Genomic DNA, 17,784 nt, shown 5'->3' with positions numbered 1-17,784 from the left:
TTACGAGTAAATCAACTTAGAATCACAAAAAAAGCTATTAATTTGTATCATCTACCTTATCAAAAAACTATGAAAAAAATCGCCCTTTTCCTATTCCTTGGTTTCGGCTTGCTTTATGCGTGTAAGAAACCCTCTTCTTCATCACAAAATGTCGAGTCGGCCATCATTAAACAGCTCGCTGCTAAACGTATTAATTTACCCAATGGCTGGTCGCTTACTCCCGTTGGCAAAACCATCGAATTAAACCACGATTTGCCACTAAACATGGTAGTTTCTCCCTCAAAAAAGTATTTGGCAATCACCAATAACGGTCAAAGTAAACAAAGCGTTGCTTTAATTGACCTTGCCACCGAAACCATCTTAGACGACGAAGAAATTGCCAAGTCGTGGGTCGGTTTGGCATTTAGCAACGACGAACAAAATCTCTATGCTTCGGGCGGAAACGACAATAAAATAGTTATCTATTCAACCAAAAATCAGACTTTAACAAAAGATTCTGCCATAGTTTTGGGTAAACCTTGGCCAAACAAAATTTCGCCTACTGGACTGTGCGTTGATTCTGACAAAAACTTACTCTACGTTGTCACGAAAGAAAACAACGCTCTTTATATCTGCGATACCAAAGAACGTAAGGTTATTAAACAAATCGAACTGCCTAACGAAGCCTATACCTGTGTGCTTTCACCCGATAAAAAACAACTCTATATTTCGCTTTGGGGTGGAGCAAAAATTGCAGTTTTTGATACGCAAAAACAAACGATTACTACACAAATTGAAGTAGATAAAAACCCCAACGATATTTTATTGACCAAAGACGGAAAGTATCTATTCACTTCGCATGGCAATGACAATACAGTTTCTGTCATCGAAACCGCTTCGAGTCGCAAAATTGAAACATTATCAGCTTCGATTTATCCCGATTCACCTCTGGGTACGACACCAAATGGCGTAGCTTTGAGCGATGATGAAACCAAACTTTTCATAGCCAATGCTGATAATAATTGTTTGGCAGTTTTTGATGTAACCGAAAAAGGAAAAAGCCGTTCGTTGGGTTTTATTCCAACGGGCTGGTATCCAACATCTGTAAAGGTTATTGGTAATAAAATCTACGTTACAAACGGAAAAGGCATGAGTTCGTTGCCCAATCCAAAAGGGCCAAATCCGAATTTATCGAAAGCTCCGCAATACAAAGGCCCTAATTTTGAAGCCAATCGTGACGAAACCGAATATATTGGTGGACTATTTAAAGGAACTCTTTCAATTATCGAAATGCCCGATGAACGAACTTTAGCGGCATACTCGCAATTGGTTTACGAAAACTCACCTTATAGCAAGCAAAAAGAATTATTGGCCGAGGGCGAAGCTGGAAATCCGATTCCTATGAAAGTTGGTGAGGCTTCGCCCATCAAATATGTGTTTTATATAGTTAAAGAAAATCGGACTTACGACCAAGTTTTGGGTGATGTAAAAACTGGAAAAGGCGACCCTAACTTGTGTATTTTTCCTGAAAAAGTTACACCTAACCAACATAAATTGGTAAAAGACTTTGTGCTTTTGGATAATTTCTACGTCGATGCCGAGGTAAGTGCCGATGGTCATAATTGGTCGATGGCTGCCTATGCCAACGATTACGTAGAAAAAACGTGGGTAATAAGTTACGGTGGAAGAGGAGGTAGCTATGACTACGAAGGAAGCCGAGATATTGCTCATCCTAAAAATGGTTTTATTTGGGACCACGCCAAGCGGGCAGGAGTGACTTACCGAACTTATGGTGAGTTTGCCGAAGCAAGCAAAAATGTACCTGCTTTGGCATCGGGAGATAATGTATGTAAAAAATTTAGAGGATATAATTTAGCGTACCAAGACATCAAACGTGAAAAAGAATGGGAAGCCGATTTCGATTCCTTGCTCAATATCAACGCTTTGCCACGACTAAATACCGTTCGTTTGGGCAATGACCACACTTCGGGTGCAAGAGTGGGAGCTTATTCGCCATTTGCGGCGGTGGCTGACAATGATTTGGCTGTGGGAAAATTCGTTGAACACCTCTCTAAATCAAAAATTTGGAAAGAATCGGTGGTTTTTATCTTAGAAGATGATGCCCAAAATGGCCCCGACCACATAGATGCTCACCGCTCGACAGCTTATGTAGCAGGTGGTTTTGTAAAACGTGGCTTCGTTGACCATACAATGTACTCCACTTCGTCGATGCTCCGCACGATTGAGTTAATTTTAGGCATAAAACCTATGAGCCAGTACGATGCTGCGGCTCGACCGATGTATCGTTGTTTTAGTAAAAATGTCAATGTTTCACCATTTGTGGCCGCCGAACCACAGGTGGATATTAATGCAAAAAACGTAGCTATCAATCGCAACTCAATTCGTTCGGGACAGCTTAATTTAGCTCAACCCGATGCCATTAATGACTTAGAGTTTAGTCAAATAGTTTGGCAAACAGTTAAAGGACTCAACAGTAAAATGCCAGCCCCAAAACGCAGTGCGTTCGTAAGACTGGGTAAAGGCGATGATGAGGAGGAAGAAGGTGAAGAAGATGATGACGACGACAATTGATAAGGTTTAAACAAAATCGCAAAAGTGTAAAATTCAAAAATAGTTATTGATTTTTTATGACAGTTCCCGAAGGTTTAAAACGTACCGCCGTAATTTGTGTACTGAAAAATGGCAATAATTTTTTGTTACTCAAGCGACTAAAAGAACCTAATAAAGAAACATATACACCAGTAGGAGGAAAAATCGACCCTTACGAAAGTCCTTATAAAGCAGCATTGCGAGAAACTTACGAAGAAACGGGTATCAAAGTAGAGAAAATGAAGTTTTGTGGAATGCTCACTGAAAGCTCACCTGCTAAGTATAATTGGACAAGTTATGTTTATCTGGCCGAAATTGATTTCATTCCACCGCCACCGTGCAACGAGGGAGATTTAGAATGGATTGCGTTCGAGCAAGTACTTGATGTGCCTACTCCCAAAACCGACTGGTTTATCTATCAATATCTGCTCCAAAACAAAACCTTTGCTTTTAGTGCTGATTATGATGCCGACCTAAATTTACTCACTATGCACGAAGAAATCGAAGATATTTTGGTGTTTGGTACATAAAGAACAAGTTAATTTAAAATATTCTTAAAATAAGCTTAAAATATTCTTAAAATTATAAAATAACAAGATGGCTTCATACGTTTTCTGTGAAACTAAAACACAGTCTAACTATGAAACCATCTTTTGTTTACATCGCTCTTTTTTTGTTTTCAACAAGTATTTTTTCGATTTCATGTACCAACGGTACTGAAAAAGAAAGTGCCAACATTGCATCAGAAATGATGGCCGACTCTTCTTCAATTATTCCCGATAACTCAAACCTTACCAAAAACGAAGCTCTCAAAAATAAAAAATTTATTCGCACCGCCGAAAGCAAGTTTAGGGTGAAAGACGTCAAGCAAACTACTCAAAGAATCCACGACCTTACCAATAAATACGGCGGTTATGTGAGCAGTATGAGCTTGAAAAGTGAGCCAACCAAAAGTAAAAAGGTTCAGATAAGTGCCGATTCGTTGGCAAAGGTTGAAAGATTTATAGTTTGTAATGAACTCACCATCAGAGTGCCTAACCAGCAACTCGATAGCTTACTAAGAGATATATTCCAAATGGTAGATTATTGGGACAACTGCGAATTAAAAACTGATGATGCCTCGTTATTATTGTTGGCTAATTCTATGAAAGCCAAACGTTTAGAAAGCTTTTCGGATAGAAATAAAGCTAATATCGACAAGAAAAAAGGAAATATCACGATAGCATCTGAAGCTGAGAAAGAAGTCTTAAACTACGAAAACCAAGCCGATAATTATAAAGTTGACCAACAAAGCATAGAAGACCGAGTGAATTTCAGCGTTGTAAATCTTCAAATCTACCAAGCCGAATCCATTCAAAAGACCGCCATTCCCGATATAAAAAATATAGAGCCATATCACCCCAATATTTTCCTTCAAGTCGGAGATTCTCTAAAAGATGGCTGGTTGGTTTTAGAAGATTTATTAGTATTTCTCATGAAGTTTTGGCCACTTTGGACAGTTGGCGGAGTCGTTTATTATTTTGTAAGAAGAAAAACACTAAAGGTTTCATAAAAGTATTAAAATCGTTGACTGAGCAGACTGGGCAGCCAACGCTGTAAGGCAATGATTTTGAGATTTTCGGTGGGGTTCGACAACTTCGGCTGTCCGATACGCTCACCCACCGAAATCTATTACTTTTTTATTGCCTTCAAAGCCGTTCCGTTCATCTCGATAATTGACTTTTCAGAAGTATTGAGTACAAAATTATTTGGATATACCTGACGCATTTTCAGAACTCCACTTGATGCTACATTTGCTTCTAAGTTTTCGAGTTTATAAAGTATATCATTACGAAAATCACAGTTAGAGTTTGCATCTAAGCTAATACTAAGTGCTGACTACTAAGTTTTCTAATATCAATTGAAGTGATTTTATTAGCTTCAATTTTTAGCTTATCTTGGTTCAAGCTGTCAATTTTAATATTGGTCAATTCGCCCTTTATTGAACTCAAATCTGGGCAAAGAATCGTTACAATATTTTCATAAATTGGATATTCTTCAATTCTTTTTTTAGCAGGATTCAACAGAAATCTTACGACCACAGTATCTCCTTCAAAACTAACTTTGACGTCATCGGTCCATTTTTTTGAGACATTTACCGCAAAATCCTTATTTTCGATGATATTTACTTTGCCAGTAGCATCTTTTTGACCAATGATTTTTATATGCTTAAATGCCTTGTCGGAAACCTTTTGAAAATCCCAATAAACGTCGTTTTGATTAATTTTCTCAAATTCTGATTTTACCGAAAATGCACTAATGAGCATCATCATCAGAAAAACTCCCGAAAGGCCTAATAGTAATTTAGTGCTGAGCTTCATGTTGATAATAAGTTGTTGATTATTAAATATTTGTATTAAAATTATCTTGAATATATTGCTGATATTGAGCTTTTAAATCTTCAAAATCAATCTTTAATAAATGCAAATTCCGAAAGACATTTGGTAGTTCGGTTTCGATGAATTGCTCTCTCCGAAACCGCAAAATTTTATCTTCTGCATCATCGGCCACAAAATAGCCAATCCCTCTTTTCATTTGAATAATTTCTTTTTGTTGCAAAAAATCATATGTTCGCTGAACCGTATTCGGATTTACCTCCAAAGCCACCGCCAAATCTCTGATTGATGGAATTTTCTCGCCCATCGGATATTTTTTAAGCAATATTTGCTCAAAAATATACTCCCCAATCTGCAAATATATTGCTTGTTTATCTCTAAAATCCATGTTGTAAATAATTGAAAATCAGTTTGTTATACTTCCTTGTCACTAAGCCGAACTAATCCAATCAACCACAAAGCAGCAGGAATGAAAATCATCATAAAATATTTAATAAGGCTTTGAACTGATTCGCTGGCACTGACCGTGTAATGCTTCTCTTTTTGGGTAGTGATAAAGGCTTTAGTGAAATTCATAATAGCTGTTTTTTCACCAATAACGGTTCCAAAAAGCATATTCACAGAAAGACTCAAAATAACTGCTAAACCCAAAAATACTAAAGCAGATTTGATGTAGGATTTCTGATTGAAATATAAGCTTCCAACTACCGATACTCCGCTCAACCCAAAAAAAGTAGGCAAAAAAGACCCAAATGACATACGACTAAGGTTGTCTTTTTCCTCAAAGGCGTAAGTCAGATATGTTAAGGATGTTTCTAACTGTGCGGCTGAATAATGATACTTTGTAATAGCCAATTCTCGGTAATAATCAATAAATAGTGTATCAATTACCTTTAATATAATCAAAAACATTGGTAAGAATATCAAAAATGTACTAACAAAAACTACAAGCCATTTCTCGAAATGCGAACTGGGTAGCGAGAGATAAGACGCAGCAGTAGATTTTTTTGAAAAATTATTAAGTAAAATATTTACAAATATAGTAACACCAAATAACCCAATCGTGAATCCCATACTCTGTGCAAATGCACTTTGTCTCAATGTACCAGACGAACTGTATGAGAAGATTATCAATACTACTGAAAGAACAAAAAATCCACCTAAGACCAATCCTTTTTCATAAATTGTTTTTCGGAGTAAAAGACCAAATCGACGAAAGTTAAAAGTATTATTCATGTTGTTTGTAATGATTTAGTAATCAAGTAGTTTAATTGAAAATTTCCTTCACCCGATTCGGGTTGGCAATCACAGCATTAAATAAATGCTCTATGTTTATTTTACTGTCTTCACCCATTACATTCGCCGCCACTACCGTTTTTCCTTTCAGAGAATCTTCGGCATAAAGTACGTTTTCGTCGAGTTCGGCAACTGTTTTAAAACACAGTTTCTCATTAATACTTATGATAGATGCCTTGAGCAAAACCTCACTTTCATCAATGATAATGATTTGGTCAATCAGATTATCCAAATCACGTACTTGGTGCGTAGAAATAATAAACAATCGTTCTTCGGTCAGAGCTGCCGCAACCAATTTCCTAAACTGACTTTTTGAAGGAATATCCAAACCATTCGTTGGTTCGTCCATGATTAAAACCTGCGTATTGCAAGCCAAACCAAATGCAATGACGGCTTTTTTCTGTTGCCCAAACGACATTTTATTAAGTTTTTGGTCGCTCGGTACCTCAAATTCTTTCAAATACTCATAAAACTGATTTTCATTGAATTTCGGGTAAAACGGAGCGTAAAGTTCTAAGTAAGTGTGAATAGAAATAGAAGGAAGGGCTACATCTTCTGAAATAAAATAGACATTTTGTAAAAACGAAGGCTGTCGTTTCTGTGGATTGTGCTTCACAACTTCAATTTTGCCCGAGTTAGGAAATAGCAAACCCATCATATTGCAAAGCAAAGTAGATTTTCCTGCACCATTTTTACCTAAAAGGCCATAGATACTACCTGCTTCAAGGCTCAAACTAAGGTTTTCGTAAAGCATTTTCTTTCGATTATAACCAAAAGAAAGATTTTGAATATTAATCATAGTGTATTAGTTGTATAGTACACTACAAATGTATTGATTTTGAAATTTAAAAAGCAAGTTTTTTGTGGAATATTTTTTTACTACACCGTTACCTTCGACTACGCTCAGGCAACGATTTTGAGGTTTTCGGTGGGTGAGCGAATCGGACTGCCACCGCTGTCGAACCCCACCGAAAAGAAAAGCTAAAACATTTTCCATCAAAGCTTTGCATATTTAAACGCAAACTTCTACCTTTGCACTCCGATTTTCGATAGATGTGCAAACATCCGTCTTTTTCGGTCGAAATTCTGCTATTAGTCTTGACGTCATTTGTGCCGTCGCTTCCCCTGACTAATAGCGAATTTTTTTAAATGGTCAGAGATTCAAGAGATTGTTACCTTTTGTGTTGCGGCCAGATTCTTATTTAATACAACATTCTTTTAAATCTGAAAGACAATGGCGAAAGACATCGCAGGTTATGTGAAACTTCAGGTAAAAGGCGGTCAAGCAAACCCAGCTCCACCAATTGGTCCAGCGTTGGGTTCAAAAGGCTTGAACATCATGGAATTTTGTAAGCAATTCAACGCTCGTACTCAAGATAAAATGGGTATGGTTGTGCCAGTGGTAATCACTTACTTTACTGACAAATCGTTTGAATTTCAACTCAAAACTCCTCCCGCTGCTATCATGTTGTTGGAAGCATCTAAAGTAAAAACAGGCTCGGCTGAACCAAACCGTAAGAAAGTTGGAACAGTTACTTGGGACCAAGTGAAAACTATCGCTGAAACCAAAATGCCTGATTTAAATTGCTTTACTGTTGACTCAGCAATGAAGATGATTGCCGGTACTGCTCAAAACATGGGTATTACTATTACAGGCAACGCACCGTTTTAATTTTGAATGAGTGAATGATAGAATGAGTGAATAAAAGCTCATAAAATCATTATCTCTTCATCTAAATTTATTCACTGGGAGTTAAAGGTTTTTCTGATTGTAGTAGAAATGTTTTTTGTTTGAATCTATTCACTCATTCTATCATTCGCTCATTCATAATTAGACTTTAACGCTAAAACCAAATTAAGCCAATGGCAAAATTAACTAAAAAAAGAAAAGAGGCGAATGCTAAGTTTGACGCCAACAAAGCCTACTCGCTTACAGAAGCGGCTGGTGTTTTGAAGGAAGTTGCTTACACTAAATTCGACTCATCGGTGGACGTACACGTACGCCTCGGTGTTGACCCTCGTAAAGCTGACCAAATGGTTCGTGGTGTGGTTGCATTACCTCACGGAACAGGTAAAACTGTTCGTGTTTTGGTACTTTGTACACCAGATAAAGAAGCAGATGCGAAAGCAGCGGGTGCTGACCACGTAGGTTTGGACGAATACATCCAAAAAATCGAGCAAGGTTGGACTGATATTGATGTAATCATCACAATGCCAACTGTAATGGCGAAATTAGGTAAATTAGGTAAAATCCTCGGACCTCGTGGATTGATGCCAAACCCTAAGTCAGGTACAGTTACTTTGGATGTTGCAACTGCCGTTAAAGAAGTGAAAGCTGGTAAAATCGACTTCAAAGTTGACAAAACTGGTATCATTCACGCTTCTATCGGTAAAGTTTCATTCTCGCCTGAGAAATTGGCAGAAAATGCCACCGAATTGATTCAAACTTTGTTGAAATTGAAACCTTCGTCTGCAAAAGGTACGTACGTGAAAAGCATTTCACTTGCAAGCACAATGGGACCTGGTATCCAAATCGACAAAACAACCATTAATGGATTGTAATCATGACAAAAGAAGAAAAAGGAGCAATAATCGAAGAGCTTTCGGAGAAGTTTGCGAATACACCTTACTTCTATATCACCGATGCGAGTGGCTTAAACGTTGCAAAAACCAACGAATTACGTCGTCTTTGCTTTGAGCGTGGTATCGAGTACCGTGTAATCAAAAATACTTTGATTAGAAAGGCTCTCGAAAGTACAGATACTGACTATTCATCATTTGATGCGGAAGTATTGACAGGTTTCTCAGGCGTAATGTTCCACCAAGAGTCGGGCAAAGTAGCGGCGAAACTAATTAAGGATTTCCTTAAAGCAAACAAAAATAGCATCAAACTAAAAGGTGCATCAGTTGATTCAAGCATTTTCATCGGACACGACCAATTGGATACGTTGTTAACGTTGAAATCAAAGCAAGAATTGGTTGGCGAAATCATCGGTTTGTTGCAGTCACCTGCCAAAAATGTTATTTCTGGCTTACAAAGCGGTGGCAACAAATTGGCTGGTATCCTCAAAACTCTTTCAGAGAAGGAAGCAGCCTAAGCAGTTTTCCGTTAATAGCCATCAACTGGCAGTTTTCGGTTAATCATTAAAAATTTATTATTATCTATTTTTTGTAAAAAACTTTTTAAAATCTATAAAAATGGCAGATTTAAAAGCATTCGCAGAACAGTTAGTAAACTTAACTGTAAAAGAAGTAAATGAGTTAGCTCAAATTTTGAAAGACGAGTATGGCATCGAGCCTGCTGCTGCTGCTCCAGTAATGGTAGCTGGTGCTGTTGGTGGTGGTGACGCTGCTGAAGCTCCTGCTGAGAAAACATCATTTGATGTAATCTTGAAATCAGCTGGTGCTAACAAATTACAAGTTGTTAAGTTAGTAAAAGACTTAACTGGTCTTGGCTTGAAAGAAGCTAAAGATTTAGTTGACGGTGCTCCAAAAGCATTGAAAGAAGGTGTAGCTAAAGACGAAGCTGAAGGTTTGAAAAAATCTTTAGAAGAAGCTGGTGCTGAAGTTGAAATCAAATAAGTTTGATATTCTTCGGGAAACCGATTCTTTATATAAAAGCCCTGTTTGATTATTCAAACAGGGCTTTTTGTTTATGCAGTAATTTGAAATTTTATATTTATCACGGCTCTTTACGAAGTTTCTTAAATTTCTCTCTTAATCTATTCATAAAATCATCACCCGGGTCAGATTTTACAGTTTGATAATTTGGGTCAGTTTCTTTCCAAATTTTTGAACCTTTGAACTTTGTGTATTCGTGATGCCCGATGAGGTATTCTATTTTATATTTCTTCTGTAATTGTTTGATTAATAAGTAGTTGGCTCTAAATTGTTCTTCGGTTAATGGGTTTTTACTGCCATCTCCTACGTTTTCTATACCTATTGCACAATAGTTAAGTCCGATTACGTGGCGAGCCAGAAGTGTATCGGGCATTAGGTGATAAACTGTTCCGTCTCTATCAATCAGATAATGTGCCGAAACATTGAGTTGGCTGGCGTTTTGTAACTCTTTGCGGGCGTTTGGTAATGTTGAGGAATTGAAGGCAAAAAACGATTTTTCGAAGGTTGGAATGGCCGTCCAATGTACCACAACCATTTTAGGGCGAATAGTTGGTTGAGTTTGCTCAATTCCGTGGCGTTGTTTGAGATATTCTACCGATAAAGCAATGCGAGTTGAATCCCAGATGATTGGCTTTTCAACAATCTTTAACTTTTGCCCGAATGACTGCAATGTTGCGAGCAGTAATAAAACTATCAACGATTTTCTCACGGCTGTTTTTTAGCGATTTTGTTATGAATAGCGGGAATTTGTAACATCGCCGCCGAACCATACCAAGGGTGCAATTCCATCATCAATGAGCCAGCCTTGATTGCGGGGTCGGTTTCGCAGAGTTTTTTGGCTTCTTCAATCGTTTTTACATCAAAAACATAGATTCCTTTTAAGTCAGTATTATCAGTAAATGGCCCAGCAACTACTAATTTACCCTCATCTGCCAAACGTGTGATATTAGCCATGTGTGCTTTTTGGAGGTTTGAAGCCGTTACCGAATCAATCATCCAACGGCGTGGTCCTCGTTTCAGTAGAGCCATCACATAATTTTTCATGCCGTATTCATCGGCACCCAAGTGGACAGCTAAAACACTATCAATCCCCGAACCAGCTTCGGTTGTATCGACTTGTGCCACTCGTTTTTTCTCAGGAACTAAACAGCTATATGACGCCGAAGCAATGGCTACGAATAAGAATATTTTGAGGAAGGTTTGACGATTTATCATTTTTGCGAAAGTTTTGACTAAAATCTACTTTTCAAAGATAGGAATAAAATGTAGTATGCGTAAAAAGAATGAAGGCTTAAAAACAAAAAACTTCTTCTGTGCAAAATCAGAGAAGAAGTTTTTTTGCGTGAAAGTATTTAATAGAACCCAACGTAGTCATAAGCTGTGGACTGTAGACTACTGACTGTGGAATACTAAAATTATCTTAGCTTCAAAGTTACCAAACAAGCCACCGCCAACACGATACCGATAATCCAGAAACGAGTAACGATTTTAGCTTCGTGGTAGCCTTTTTTCTGGTAGTGGTGGTGCAAAGGCGACATCAAGAATAAACGATTTTGCTGGGCAAATTCTAAGCCTCGACGGCGACGTTGGTATTTAAAATAACTTACCTGCATAATCACCGAAAGATTTTCAATCAAGAAAATTCCGCACATGACAGGTATCAATAATTCTTTTCTGAGTGCCAGAGCCAATACTGCAATCACGCTTCCGAGCATCAAGCTACCCGTATCACCCATGAAAACTTGTGCAGGATAAGCATTGTACCACAGAAAGCCAATACAGGCCCCGACAAAGGCGGCACAGAAGATTACGACCTCGCCCGAGTTCGGAATCATCATGATATTGAGGTATTGTGCAAAAACTTTATTTCCCGATAAATAAGCAAAAACGGCTAAAGTTATACCAATAATTGCCGAAGTTCCTGCTGCCAAACCATCAATTCCATCGGTGATATTTGCTCCATTTGAAACCGCCGTGATGATAAAAATTACAACCAAAACATAAGGCAACCAAGCCAAACTTTCGGGTAAAAAACTACCAAATATCTGATAATCAATCTCGTTGTTTTTAAAAAATGGAACTGTTGTAGTCAATGAATGAACATCGGTGTATTTCTGAATTTCACCAATTGAGCTGGCAATTTTGCCTTTTTCGTAAACTCTGATTTTTACGTAGTCATTAAAATAGAGTGTCAGACCCACAATTAGGCCTAAGCCTACCTGACCAATAATTTTGAATCGACCTTTTAAGCCTTCTTTGTCTTTCTTAAAAACCTTGATATAGTCATCGGCAAAACCAATACCGCAAGTCCAGAGAGTAGCGATTATCAACAACACAATATAAACGTTGTCGAGCTTAGCAAAAAGCAATACTGGAATCATCAACGATGCCAAAATAATGAAACCACCCATCGTTGGTGTTCCTTTTTTTTGCATTTGTCCTTGTAAGCCAAGGTCACGGATTGATTCTCCGATTTGAAGATTTTGCAGTAAAAGAATGATTCGTTTTCCGAAGATTGAGGCAATTAGCAGTGAGAAAACGATAGCCCCCATCGCACGGAAAGTAATGTACTGAAACACACCCGCCCCTGGGAAATCGAAGGCTTTGTCAAGGTAAGTAAATAAGTAGTAAAGCATAGGACATTAGAATTTATAGGAAAGTACTGGCAAAGATACTTTTTTTTGAAAACCTAAGAAATAAATGGCTAAAAAAAGTAAAAAATGAGCGTGATATTTACGTTTTTTGTCTCAATTTTTAAGTCAACAGTCAATTGTCGACAGTTCACAGTTGTAAGTTTGTGGCTAAGACCTAACTGTAGCCTGTTGACCATCGACCGTGGACTAAAATAACTATTTAACAAAACAAAAACCATAATGAAAGCTCTTCTTTGTAAAGAATTTGGTATGCCCGACACCCTCGTTTTGGAGGATTTACCCGCTTTGAAAGCCGAAGCTGGTAAAGTCGTAATAAGTATCAAGGCGTGTAGCGTCAATTTTCCAGATACGCTTATTATCAGAAATTTATATCAGTTCAAGCCTGCTCTGCCCTTTTCACCTGGAGGTGAGGTTTCGGGCATTGTAAAAGAAGTAGGTGAGGGCGTAAAGCACCTAAAAGTAGGCGATAAAGTTTTTGCCATGACTGGCTGGGGCGGAATGGCCGAAGAAGTGCTGGTCGATGCTCGTAGGGTGTTTCCGATGTTACCCAAAATGGATTTCGTAACGGCAGCCTCGGTGATGTATAATTATGGTACATCTTACCACACTCTGAAAGACCGTGCCGAATTAAAAACAGGAGAAACCCTTTTGGTACTCGGTGCAGCGGGTGGTGTAGGTTTGGCGGCAGTCGAATTAGGGAAATTGATGGGGGCAACTGTAATTGCAGCAGCTTCGAGCGATGAAAAGCTGGCCATTTGCCGAGAAAAAGGAGCAGATTTTACGATAAATTATACAAGCGAAGATTTACGAGAAAAAATAAAAAGTATTACCGAAGGTAAAGGCGTTGATGTGATTTATGATGCCGTGGGCGATAAATATGCCGAGCCAGCTCTCCGTTCGATTGCTTGGAAAGGACGATACTTGGTAGTTGGTTTTGCGGCGGGCGAAATTCCAAAAATTGCTCTGAATTTAGCATTATTGAAAGGCTGTGCGATTGTTGGCGTTTTTTGGGGACAGTTTGCCGAAAAAGAACCTGCTCAAAACTTCAAGAACATTCAAGAACTGGCGGGGTATTTTATGAAAGGAAATTTACGTCCGCATATTCATAAACTTTACTCGCTCGCCGAAGCGGCCGATTCACTAAATGATTTGATGAATAGAAAAGTGGTCGGGAAAGCAGTAGTGGTAATGTCGGATGATGTGCAAATGCCAAGCTATAGCCCCTCCCCAACCCTCCCCGATAGGGAGGGAGCTATTTTGAAGACTGAAAATCCTAAAATTGAGCAATCTGGAACGCTGATTTTTAAAGATTTAGCGGCCCTAAAAAATCATATTGGCAACCCACTCGGCACATCAGATTGGCAGACGCTTACACAAGATAAAATCAATGCTTTTGCCGCCGCAACCCTCGATGACCAATGGATTCATGTGGATGAAGAGAAAGCTAAACTGTCGCCATTCGGAAAGACGATTGCTCATGGATTTTTGTCGCTTTCGTTTTCTCCAAAATTCATGTACGAAATGTTTAAGGTAGAATCTGCCAAAATGGGACTGAATTATGGCACAAATAAAGTACGTTTTATCTCGCCCGTGCCTGTGGGTAGTCGTGTGCGTATGAAAGCTACTTTGAAAGATGTAGAAGATATGCAACCCAACGGAGCTAAACTCATCATTGATGCTGTTTTTGAGTTAGAAGGCTCTGAGAAACCCGCTTGTGTGGCGGAGTTGTTGAGTGTGGTTTATGAGTAGAAATTGAAGTCTGCATCACAGGTCTGGCTTTTAAATTGGTCAGACCTGCGTGCAGACCTTACATATTATTTATACTTCTTAACAATCATATTTGACTTAAAAAGAGAATCTGGCTCATAGACTCTTATAACCGAATTATCGGCTTTAACATCCTTCACAGGCATTTTATAGGTAATAATATTGGGTCTATCCGAAGACTTTATTGTTTTATATCCTTCATCGAAATTAAATTTATACGACGGATACTGAATTGATGGCTTTAATTTATCCGAAAACTTATCGGTAAGACTTTTTTCTGATGAACGAGGTAAAGTTTGAGCTTGCACCGCTGCTGCTGTGCAGATAAACAGAGAAAAGAGTAGCGTTTTCATAAATTTTGAACTGTTTATGTTGTGTAAAAACTCATTTTTACTGCATCAATTTACCTCCCAATCGCTACACGTTTCAGTACATTATCAATCACTTCGTGGGTGGTAAGGCCATCGGCTTCGGCTTCGTAGTTTAGTATAATTCGATGGTTGAAAACATCGTGTACGAGAGCCTTGATGTCTTCGGGTAAAACGTAGTCTCGTTCATCAAAATATGCAAGTGCTTTGGCTGCATTATAGAGCGAAATTCCCGCACGTGGTGAAACCCCAAATTGAATGTAACGAGCTTCATCTTTTAGACCATATTCGGCTGGTCGACGAGTAGCAAAAACCAACTCAATTATATAACGTTCGAGCATTTCTGAGATGGTAATCCTGTTGATTTCTTGCCCGATTGCTGCAATTTCTTCTTTATCAAGGATAGGTTTCGGTACGTAGTTTTCGTTCAGATTGGCAATTTTTCTTACCATTTCTAACTCATCATTTTTATTGAGATAATCAACAAAAACTTTCATCATAAAACGGTCAACTTGGGCTTCGGGTAAGGGGTAAGTTCCTTCTTGCTCAACGGGGTTTTGGGTAGCCATTACCATAAACGGACGGTCGAGTTTATGAGATTCGTCGCCGATAGTTACTTGTTTTTCGGCCATTGACTCTAAAAGTGCCGATTGTACTTTTGCAGGAGCTCTATTTACTTCATCGGCCAAAATCAAATTCGCAAAAATTGGCCCTTTTTTTACCTCAAAATCGCCTGATTTTTGGTTGTAAATCATCGTACCCACAAGGTCGGCAGGTAGTAAATCAGGCGTGAACTGAATACGATTGAAACCTAAATCTAAAACTTTTGCTAAAGTGTTGATAGTCTTGGTTTTAGCTAATCCTGGAACGCCTTCGAGCAGGATGTGTCCACCCGTAAAAAGCCCAATCAATAAGCGATTAATCAATTTTTCCTGACCAATCACCACTTTTCCAGTTTCAGCAAAAACGTCTCTTATTTTTTTATGTAAAATTCTTGAGGTTTCCATATATTTTGTAGCACAATTTTCAAAATTGTGGAGTCTTTAAAACGTGAAGTTAACAAAAAGCATCAAAAAGCCGCCATCATTCCCCATCTTTTTTATGAAGTATGGCACTCACGAACCTATCTTTTTGATGAATATCTTTAATAATTTCTACTTCAGAAAAGCCTCTTCTTCTAAAAACATCGGCTGTTTCCTCGCCCAAAGCTTCATTGATTTCAACTGCTACTAAACCATTTTCAGTAAGGTTATTGAATGCAAAATTGGCGATTGCTTCATAGAAAATCAATGGCTCAGAATCTTCAACAAAAAGTGCTAAATGTGGTTCAAAATCCAGTACATTTTTCTGCATTCGGTCGATTTCCTGCTTCGTTACGTACGGAGGATTGCTGACGATAATTGAGAACGGGCGGCGTTCCGCTTGAGAATTAAGAATTAAGAATTGATTATTTAAAATATCTACTTTTTCAAAAGTTACGTCGGCTTTATTCAGTTCTGCATTCCTTTTTGCAGTTTCGAGGGCTTTTTCTGAAATATCGTAGGCCGTAACTTTAAAATTCGGCAATTCTTTCGCCAGTGAAATGGAAATACAGCCGCTTCCTGTACCAATATCGAGAATTGATAACTGGTTATTGGTTACTGGAAATTGTTTTTTTTGTTTCTCAACAATGTATTTTACCAACTCCTCGGTTTCGGGTCTTGGAATGAGTACCGAAGCATTGACTAAAAATCTTCGTCCGTAAAATTCGGTTTCTCCCAAAATATATTGGATTGGTTCATTGGTGTTTAATCTTTCGATAATATTTGCCCAATCAATGTCCTTTTCAAAAGATTTATCGCCAAGAATATCAATTTTTCTAAGACCTAAATAAAATTCCATCAACCAAAAAACAATTTCTTTTGCTTCTTGTGATTCGTAGGCCGTAATTTGTAGTAGTAAATTATTGTATAATTGTTTGCTTGATTGCATAGATTTGCATTTACTAAGATATGCGAACAGGATGTTCGCTCCACATTTATTGCAAAAATATTCATTCATTCACTCATTCACTAATTCAATCATTAATTCCATTGGATTTCAACGAAAAATATATGCTCCGTGCCTTACAACTGGCCGAAATCGGTCGAGGAAGTGTAAGTCCGAACCCGATGGTTGGCTGTGTAATTGTGCATAACGATGTAATTATCGGTGAGGGCTGGCACAAAAAATATGGTGATTGGCACGCCGAAGTAAATGCCGTAAACTCTGTAAAAGATAAAACCTTACTTGCCGAAGCAACCGCCTACGTGACGCTCGAACCTTGTTCGCATTTTGGGAAAACACCTCCATGTGCCGATTTACTGGTAAAGCACCAATTAAAGAAAGTAGTGATTTGCAATCACGACCCTTTCCCATTAGTTGCAGGGAAAGGTATTCAAAAACTGCTTGATGCTGGTATTGAGGTAGTTACGGGAGTTTTAGAAGAAAAAGGAAGGCAATTGAATGCTCGTTTCTTTACGGTAGTTGAGAAAAACCGACCTTACATTATTTTGAAATGGGCCGAAACTGCCGATGGTTTTATTGCGGGCGAAAATTTCGAGCAAATTAAGATTAGTAATGCACTTTCGCACAAACTTTCACATAAATGGCGGAGCAAAGAAGATGCCATCATGGTCGGAACAAATACAGCTTTACACGATAATCCAAGGCTAAACGTAAGAGAATGGACAGGTCGAAATCCCATACGGATTGTAATTGACAGAAGTAATCGTCTGCCGAAAGACCTACATTTATTCGATGATTCAGTAAAAACATTGATATTATCTGACCCTTTTGGGTGGGAAGAGTATCAAAAAGAAAAAATACAATCAATCATCGTTGAAGGCGGAACGCAGCTTTTACAAAGTTTTATTGATGCCAATTTATTTGACGAAATCAGGGTTTTTAAAAGCCCAAAGCAACTAAAAAAAGGAATTTTGGCACCTGTTTTGCCTAAAAATATTACGATAATGTCTCGGCAAAACCTGTTGGACGATGAGCTAACCATTTATCAGTCAGATAAATAAGCGTTATTTATTACGGATTAATGCCTTCAAAATTCTATTTTTGTATTTTAAATACTTCCTCCAAAGA

General features: G+C 38.2%; 21 protein-coding genes. 11 read left to right on the top strand and 10 right to left on the bottom strand.

Annotated features, from left to right (window positions below):
* Window positions 1–69: 69 nt before the first annotated feature.
* From IEX65_RS14055 to IEX65_RS14040, 4 genes are all read left to right on the top strand, one after another.
* The gene (locus IEX65_RS14055) at window positions 70–2,571 is read left to right on the top strand and encodes a bifunctional YncE family protein/alkaline phosphatase family protein (RefSeq protein WP_188766717.1); all 2,502 of its coding nucleotides are present in this window, start codon (window positions 70–72) and stop codon (window positions 2,569–2,571) included.
* 56 nt (window positions 2,572–2,627) lie between these two features.
* Window positions 2,628–3,119 carry an NUDIX hydrolase gene (locus IEX65_RS14050; protein ID WP_188766716.1) on the top strand — a complete coding sequence of 164 codons (492 nt, stop codon included), beginning with the start codon at window positions 2,628–2,630 and terminating at the stop codon, window positions 3,117–3,119.
* Window positions 3,120–3,229: 110 nt separating this feature from the next.
* Window positions 3,230–4,141: a DUF4349 domain-containing protein gene (locus tag IEX65_RS14045; RefSeq protein ID WP_188766715.1), complete on the top strand. Its 912-nt coding sequence runs from the start codon at window positions 3,230–3,232 to the stop codon at window positions 4,139–4,141.
* A gap of 51 nt (window positions 4,142–4,192) precedes the next feature.
* The gene (locus IEX65_RS14040) at window positions 4,193–4,351 is read left to right on the top strand and encodes a hypothetical protein (RefSeq protein WP_188766714.1); all 159 of its coding nucleotides are present in this window, start codon (window positions 4,193–4,195) and stop codon (window positions 4,349–4,351) included.
* Between the two features lie 94 nt (window positions 4,352–4,445).
* Here IEX65_RS14040 and IEX65_RS14035 read toward each other — a convergent pair whose 3' ends face one another.
* From IEX65_RS14035 to IEX65_RS14020, 4 genes are read right to left on the bottom strand one after another with little or no spacing between them, the layout of a single operon-like run.
* Window positions 4,446–4,949 carry a hypothetical protein gene (locus tag IEX65_RS14035; RefSeq protein WP_188766713.1) on the bottom strand — a complete coding sequence of 168 codons (504 nt, stop codon included), beginning with the start codon at window positions 4,947–4,949 and terminating at the stop codon, window positions 4,446–4,448.
* A 22-nt stretch (window positions 4,950–4,971) separates the two neighbouring features.
* A complete protein-coding gene (locus IEX65_RS14030; protein ID WP_188766712.1) occupies window positions 4,972–5,352 on the bottom strand; it encodes a GntR family transcriptional regulator in 381 nt (126 codons plus the stop codon).
* Window positions 5,353–5,378: 26 nt separating this feature from the next.
* Window positions 5,379–6,200 carry a hypothetical protein gene (locus IEX65_RS14025; protein WP_188766711.1) on the bottom strand — a complete coding sequence of 274 codons (822 nt, stop codon included), beginning with the start codon at window positions 6,198–6,200 and terminating at the stop codon, window positions 5,379–5,381.
* A 31-nt stretch (window positions 6,201–6,231) separates the two neighbouring features.
* The gene (locus IEX65_RS14020; RefSeq protein WP_188766710.1) at window positions 6,232–7,059 is read right to left on the bottom strand and encodes an ABC transporter ATP-binding protein; all 828 of its coding nucleotides are present in this window, start codon (window positions 7,057–7,059) and stop codon (window positions 6,232–6,234) included.
* 39 nt (window positions 7,060–7,098) lie between these two features.
* Here IEX65_RS14020 and IEX65_RS14015 point away from each other — a divergent pair, with 39 nt between their 5' ends.
* From IEX65_RS14015 to rplL, 5 genes are all read left to right on the top strand, one after another.
* Window positions 7,099–7,245 (top strand): hypothetical protein, encoded by a 147-nt coding sequence (locus tag IEX65_RS14015; RefSeq protein ID WP_188766709.1) that lies wholly within the window; start codon window positions 7,099–7,101, stop codon window positions 7,243–7,245.
* A gap of 249 nt (window positions 7,246–7,494) precedes the next feature.
* Entirely contained in the window at window positions 7,495–7,932 is a 438-nt protein-coding gene (gene rplK / locus IEX65_RS14010) for a 50S ribosomal protein L11 (protein ID WP_188766708.1), read from the top strand.
* 191 nt (window positions 7,933–8,123) lie between these two features.
* Entirely contained in the window at window positions 8,124–8,822 is a 699-nt protein-coding gene (gene rplA, locus IEX65_RS14005; protein WP_188766707.1) for a 50S ribosomal protein L1, read from the top strand.
* 2 nt (window positions 8,823–8,824) lie between these two features.
* Window positions 8,825–9,358: a 50S ribosomal protein L10 gene (gene rplJ, locus IEX65_RS14000; protein WP_188766706.1), complete on the top strand. Its 534-nt coding sequence runs from the start codon at window positions 8,825–8,827 to the stop codon at window positions 9,356–9,358.
* A gap of 100 nt (window positions 9,359–9,458) precedes the next feature.
* Complete coding sequence (gene rplL / locus IEX65_RS13995; RefSeq protein WP_188766705.1) at window positions 9,459–9,842, top strand: 50S ribosomal protein L7/L12; 384 nt, start codon at window positions 9,459–9,461, stop codon at window positions 9,840–9,842.
* Between the two features lie 100 nt (window positions 9,843–9,942).
* Here rplL and IEX65_RS13990 read toward each other — a convergent pair whose 3' ends face one another.
* From IEX65_RS13990 to mraY, 3 genes are all read right to left on the bottom strand, one after another.
* A complete protein-coding gene (locus IEX65_RS13990) occupies window positions 9,943–10,590 on the bottom strand; it encodes a peptidoglycan recognition protein family protein (protein WP_188766704.1) in 648 nt (215 codons plus the stop codon).
* Window positions 10,587–11,096, bottom strand: coding sequence for a YciI family protein (locus IEX65_RS13985; RefSeq protein ID WP_188766703.1), 510 nt, complete (start codon window positions 11,094–11,096; stop codon window positions 10,587–10,589). The genes IEX65_RS13990 and IEX65_RS13985 overlap by 4 nt, the downstream gene beginning before the upstream one ends.
* 200 nt (window positions 11,097–11,296) lie before the next feature.
* The gene (mraY, locus tag IEX65_RS13980) at window positions 11,297–12,517 is read right to left on the bottom strand and encodes a phospho-N-acetylmuramoyl-pentapeptide-transferase (protein ID WP_188766702.1); all 1,221 of its coding nucleotides are present in this window, start codon (window positions 12,515–12,517) and stop codon (window positions 11,297–11,299) included.
* Window positions 12,518–12,754: 237 nt separating this feature from the next.
* Between mraY and IEX65_RS28180 the strand changes: the two genes are divergently transcribed.
* Complete coding sequence (locus IEX65_RS28180; RefSeq protein WP_188766701.1) at window positions 12,755–14,284, top strand: zinc-binding dehydrogenase; 1,530 nt, start codon at window positions 12,755–12,757, stop codon at window positions 14,282–14,284.
* 65 nt (window positions 14,285–14,349) lie between these two features.
* Here IEX65_RS28180 and IEX65_RS13970 read toward each other — a convergent pair whose 3' ends face one another.
* From IEX65_RS13970 to prmC, 3 genes are all read right to left on the bottom strand, one after another.
* Window positions 14,350–14,655, bottom strand: a complete 306-nt coding sequence (locus IEX65_RS13970; protein WP_188766700.1) for a hypothetical protein — start codon at window positions 14,653–14,655, stop codon at window positions 14,350–14,352.
* 50 nt (window positions 14,656–14,705) lie between these two features.
* Complete coding sequence (locus IEX65_RS13965) at window positions 14,706–15,677, bottom strand: AAA family ATPase (RefSeq protein ID WP_188766699.1); 972 nt, start codon at window positions 15,675–15,677, stop codon at window positions 14,706–14,708.
* Between the two features lie 76 nt (window positions 15,678–15,753).
* Window positions 15,754–16,641: a peptide chain release factor N(5)-glutamine methyltransferase gene (gene prmC / locus IEX65_RS13960; protein WP_188766698.1), complete on the bottom strand. Its 888-nt coding sequence runs from the start codon at window positions 16,639–16,641 to the stop codon at window positions 15,754–15,756.
* Between the two features lie 122 nt (window positions 16,642–16,763).
* Here prmC and ribD point away from each other — a divergent pair, with 122 nt between their 5' ends.
* Window positions 16,764–17,717, top strand: coding sequence for a bifunctional diaminohydroxyphosphoribosylaminopyrimidine deaminase/5-amino-6-(5-phosphoribosylamino)uracil reductase RibD (gene ribD / locus IEX65_RS13955; RefSeq protein ID WP_188766697.1), 954 nt, complete (start codon window positions 16,764–16,766; stop codon window positions 17,715–17,717).
* The last annotated feature ends 67 nt before the right edge of the window (window positions 17,718–17,784 follow it).

The sequence above is a fragment of the Emticicia aquatilis genome (assembly GCF_014644295.1).
Lineage (GTDB): Bacteria > Bacteroidota > Bacteroidia > Cytophagales > Spirosomataceae > Emticicia > Emticicia aquatilis.
Note: the sequence above shows the minus strand (reverse complement) of the source record. Positions and strands in the feature narration are given on the sequence as shown.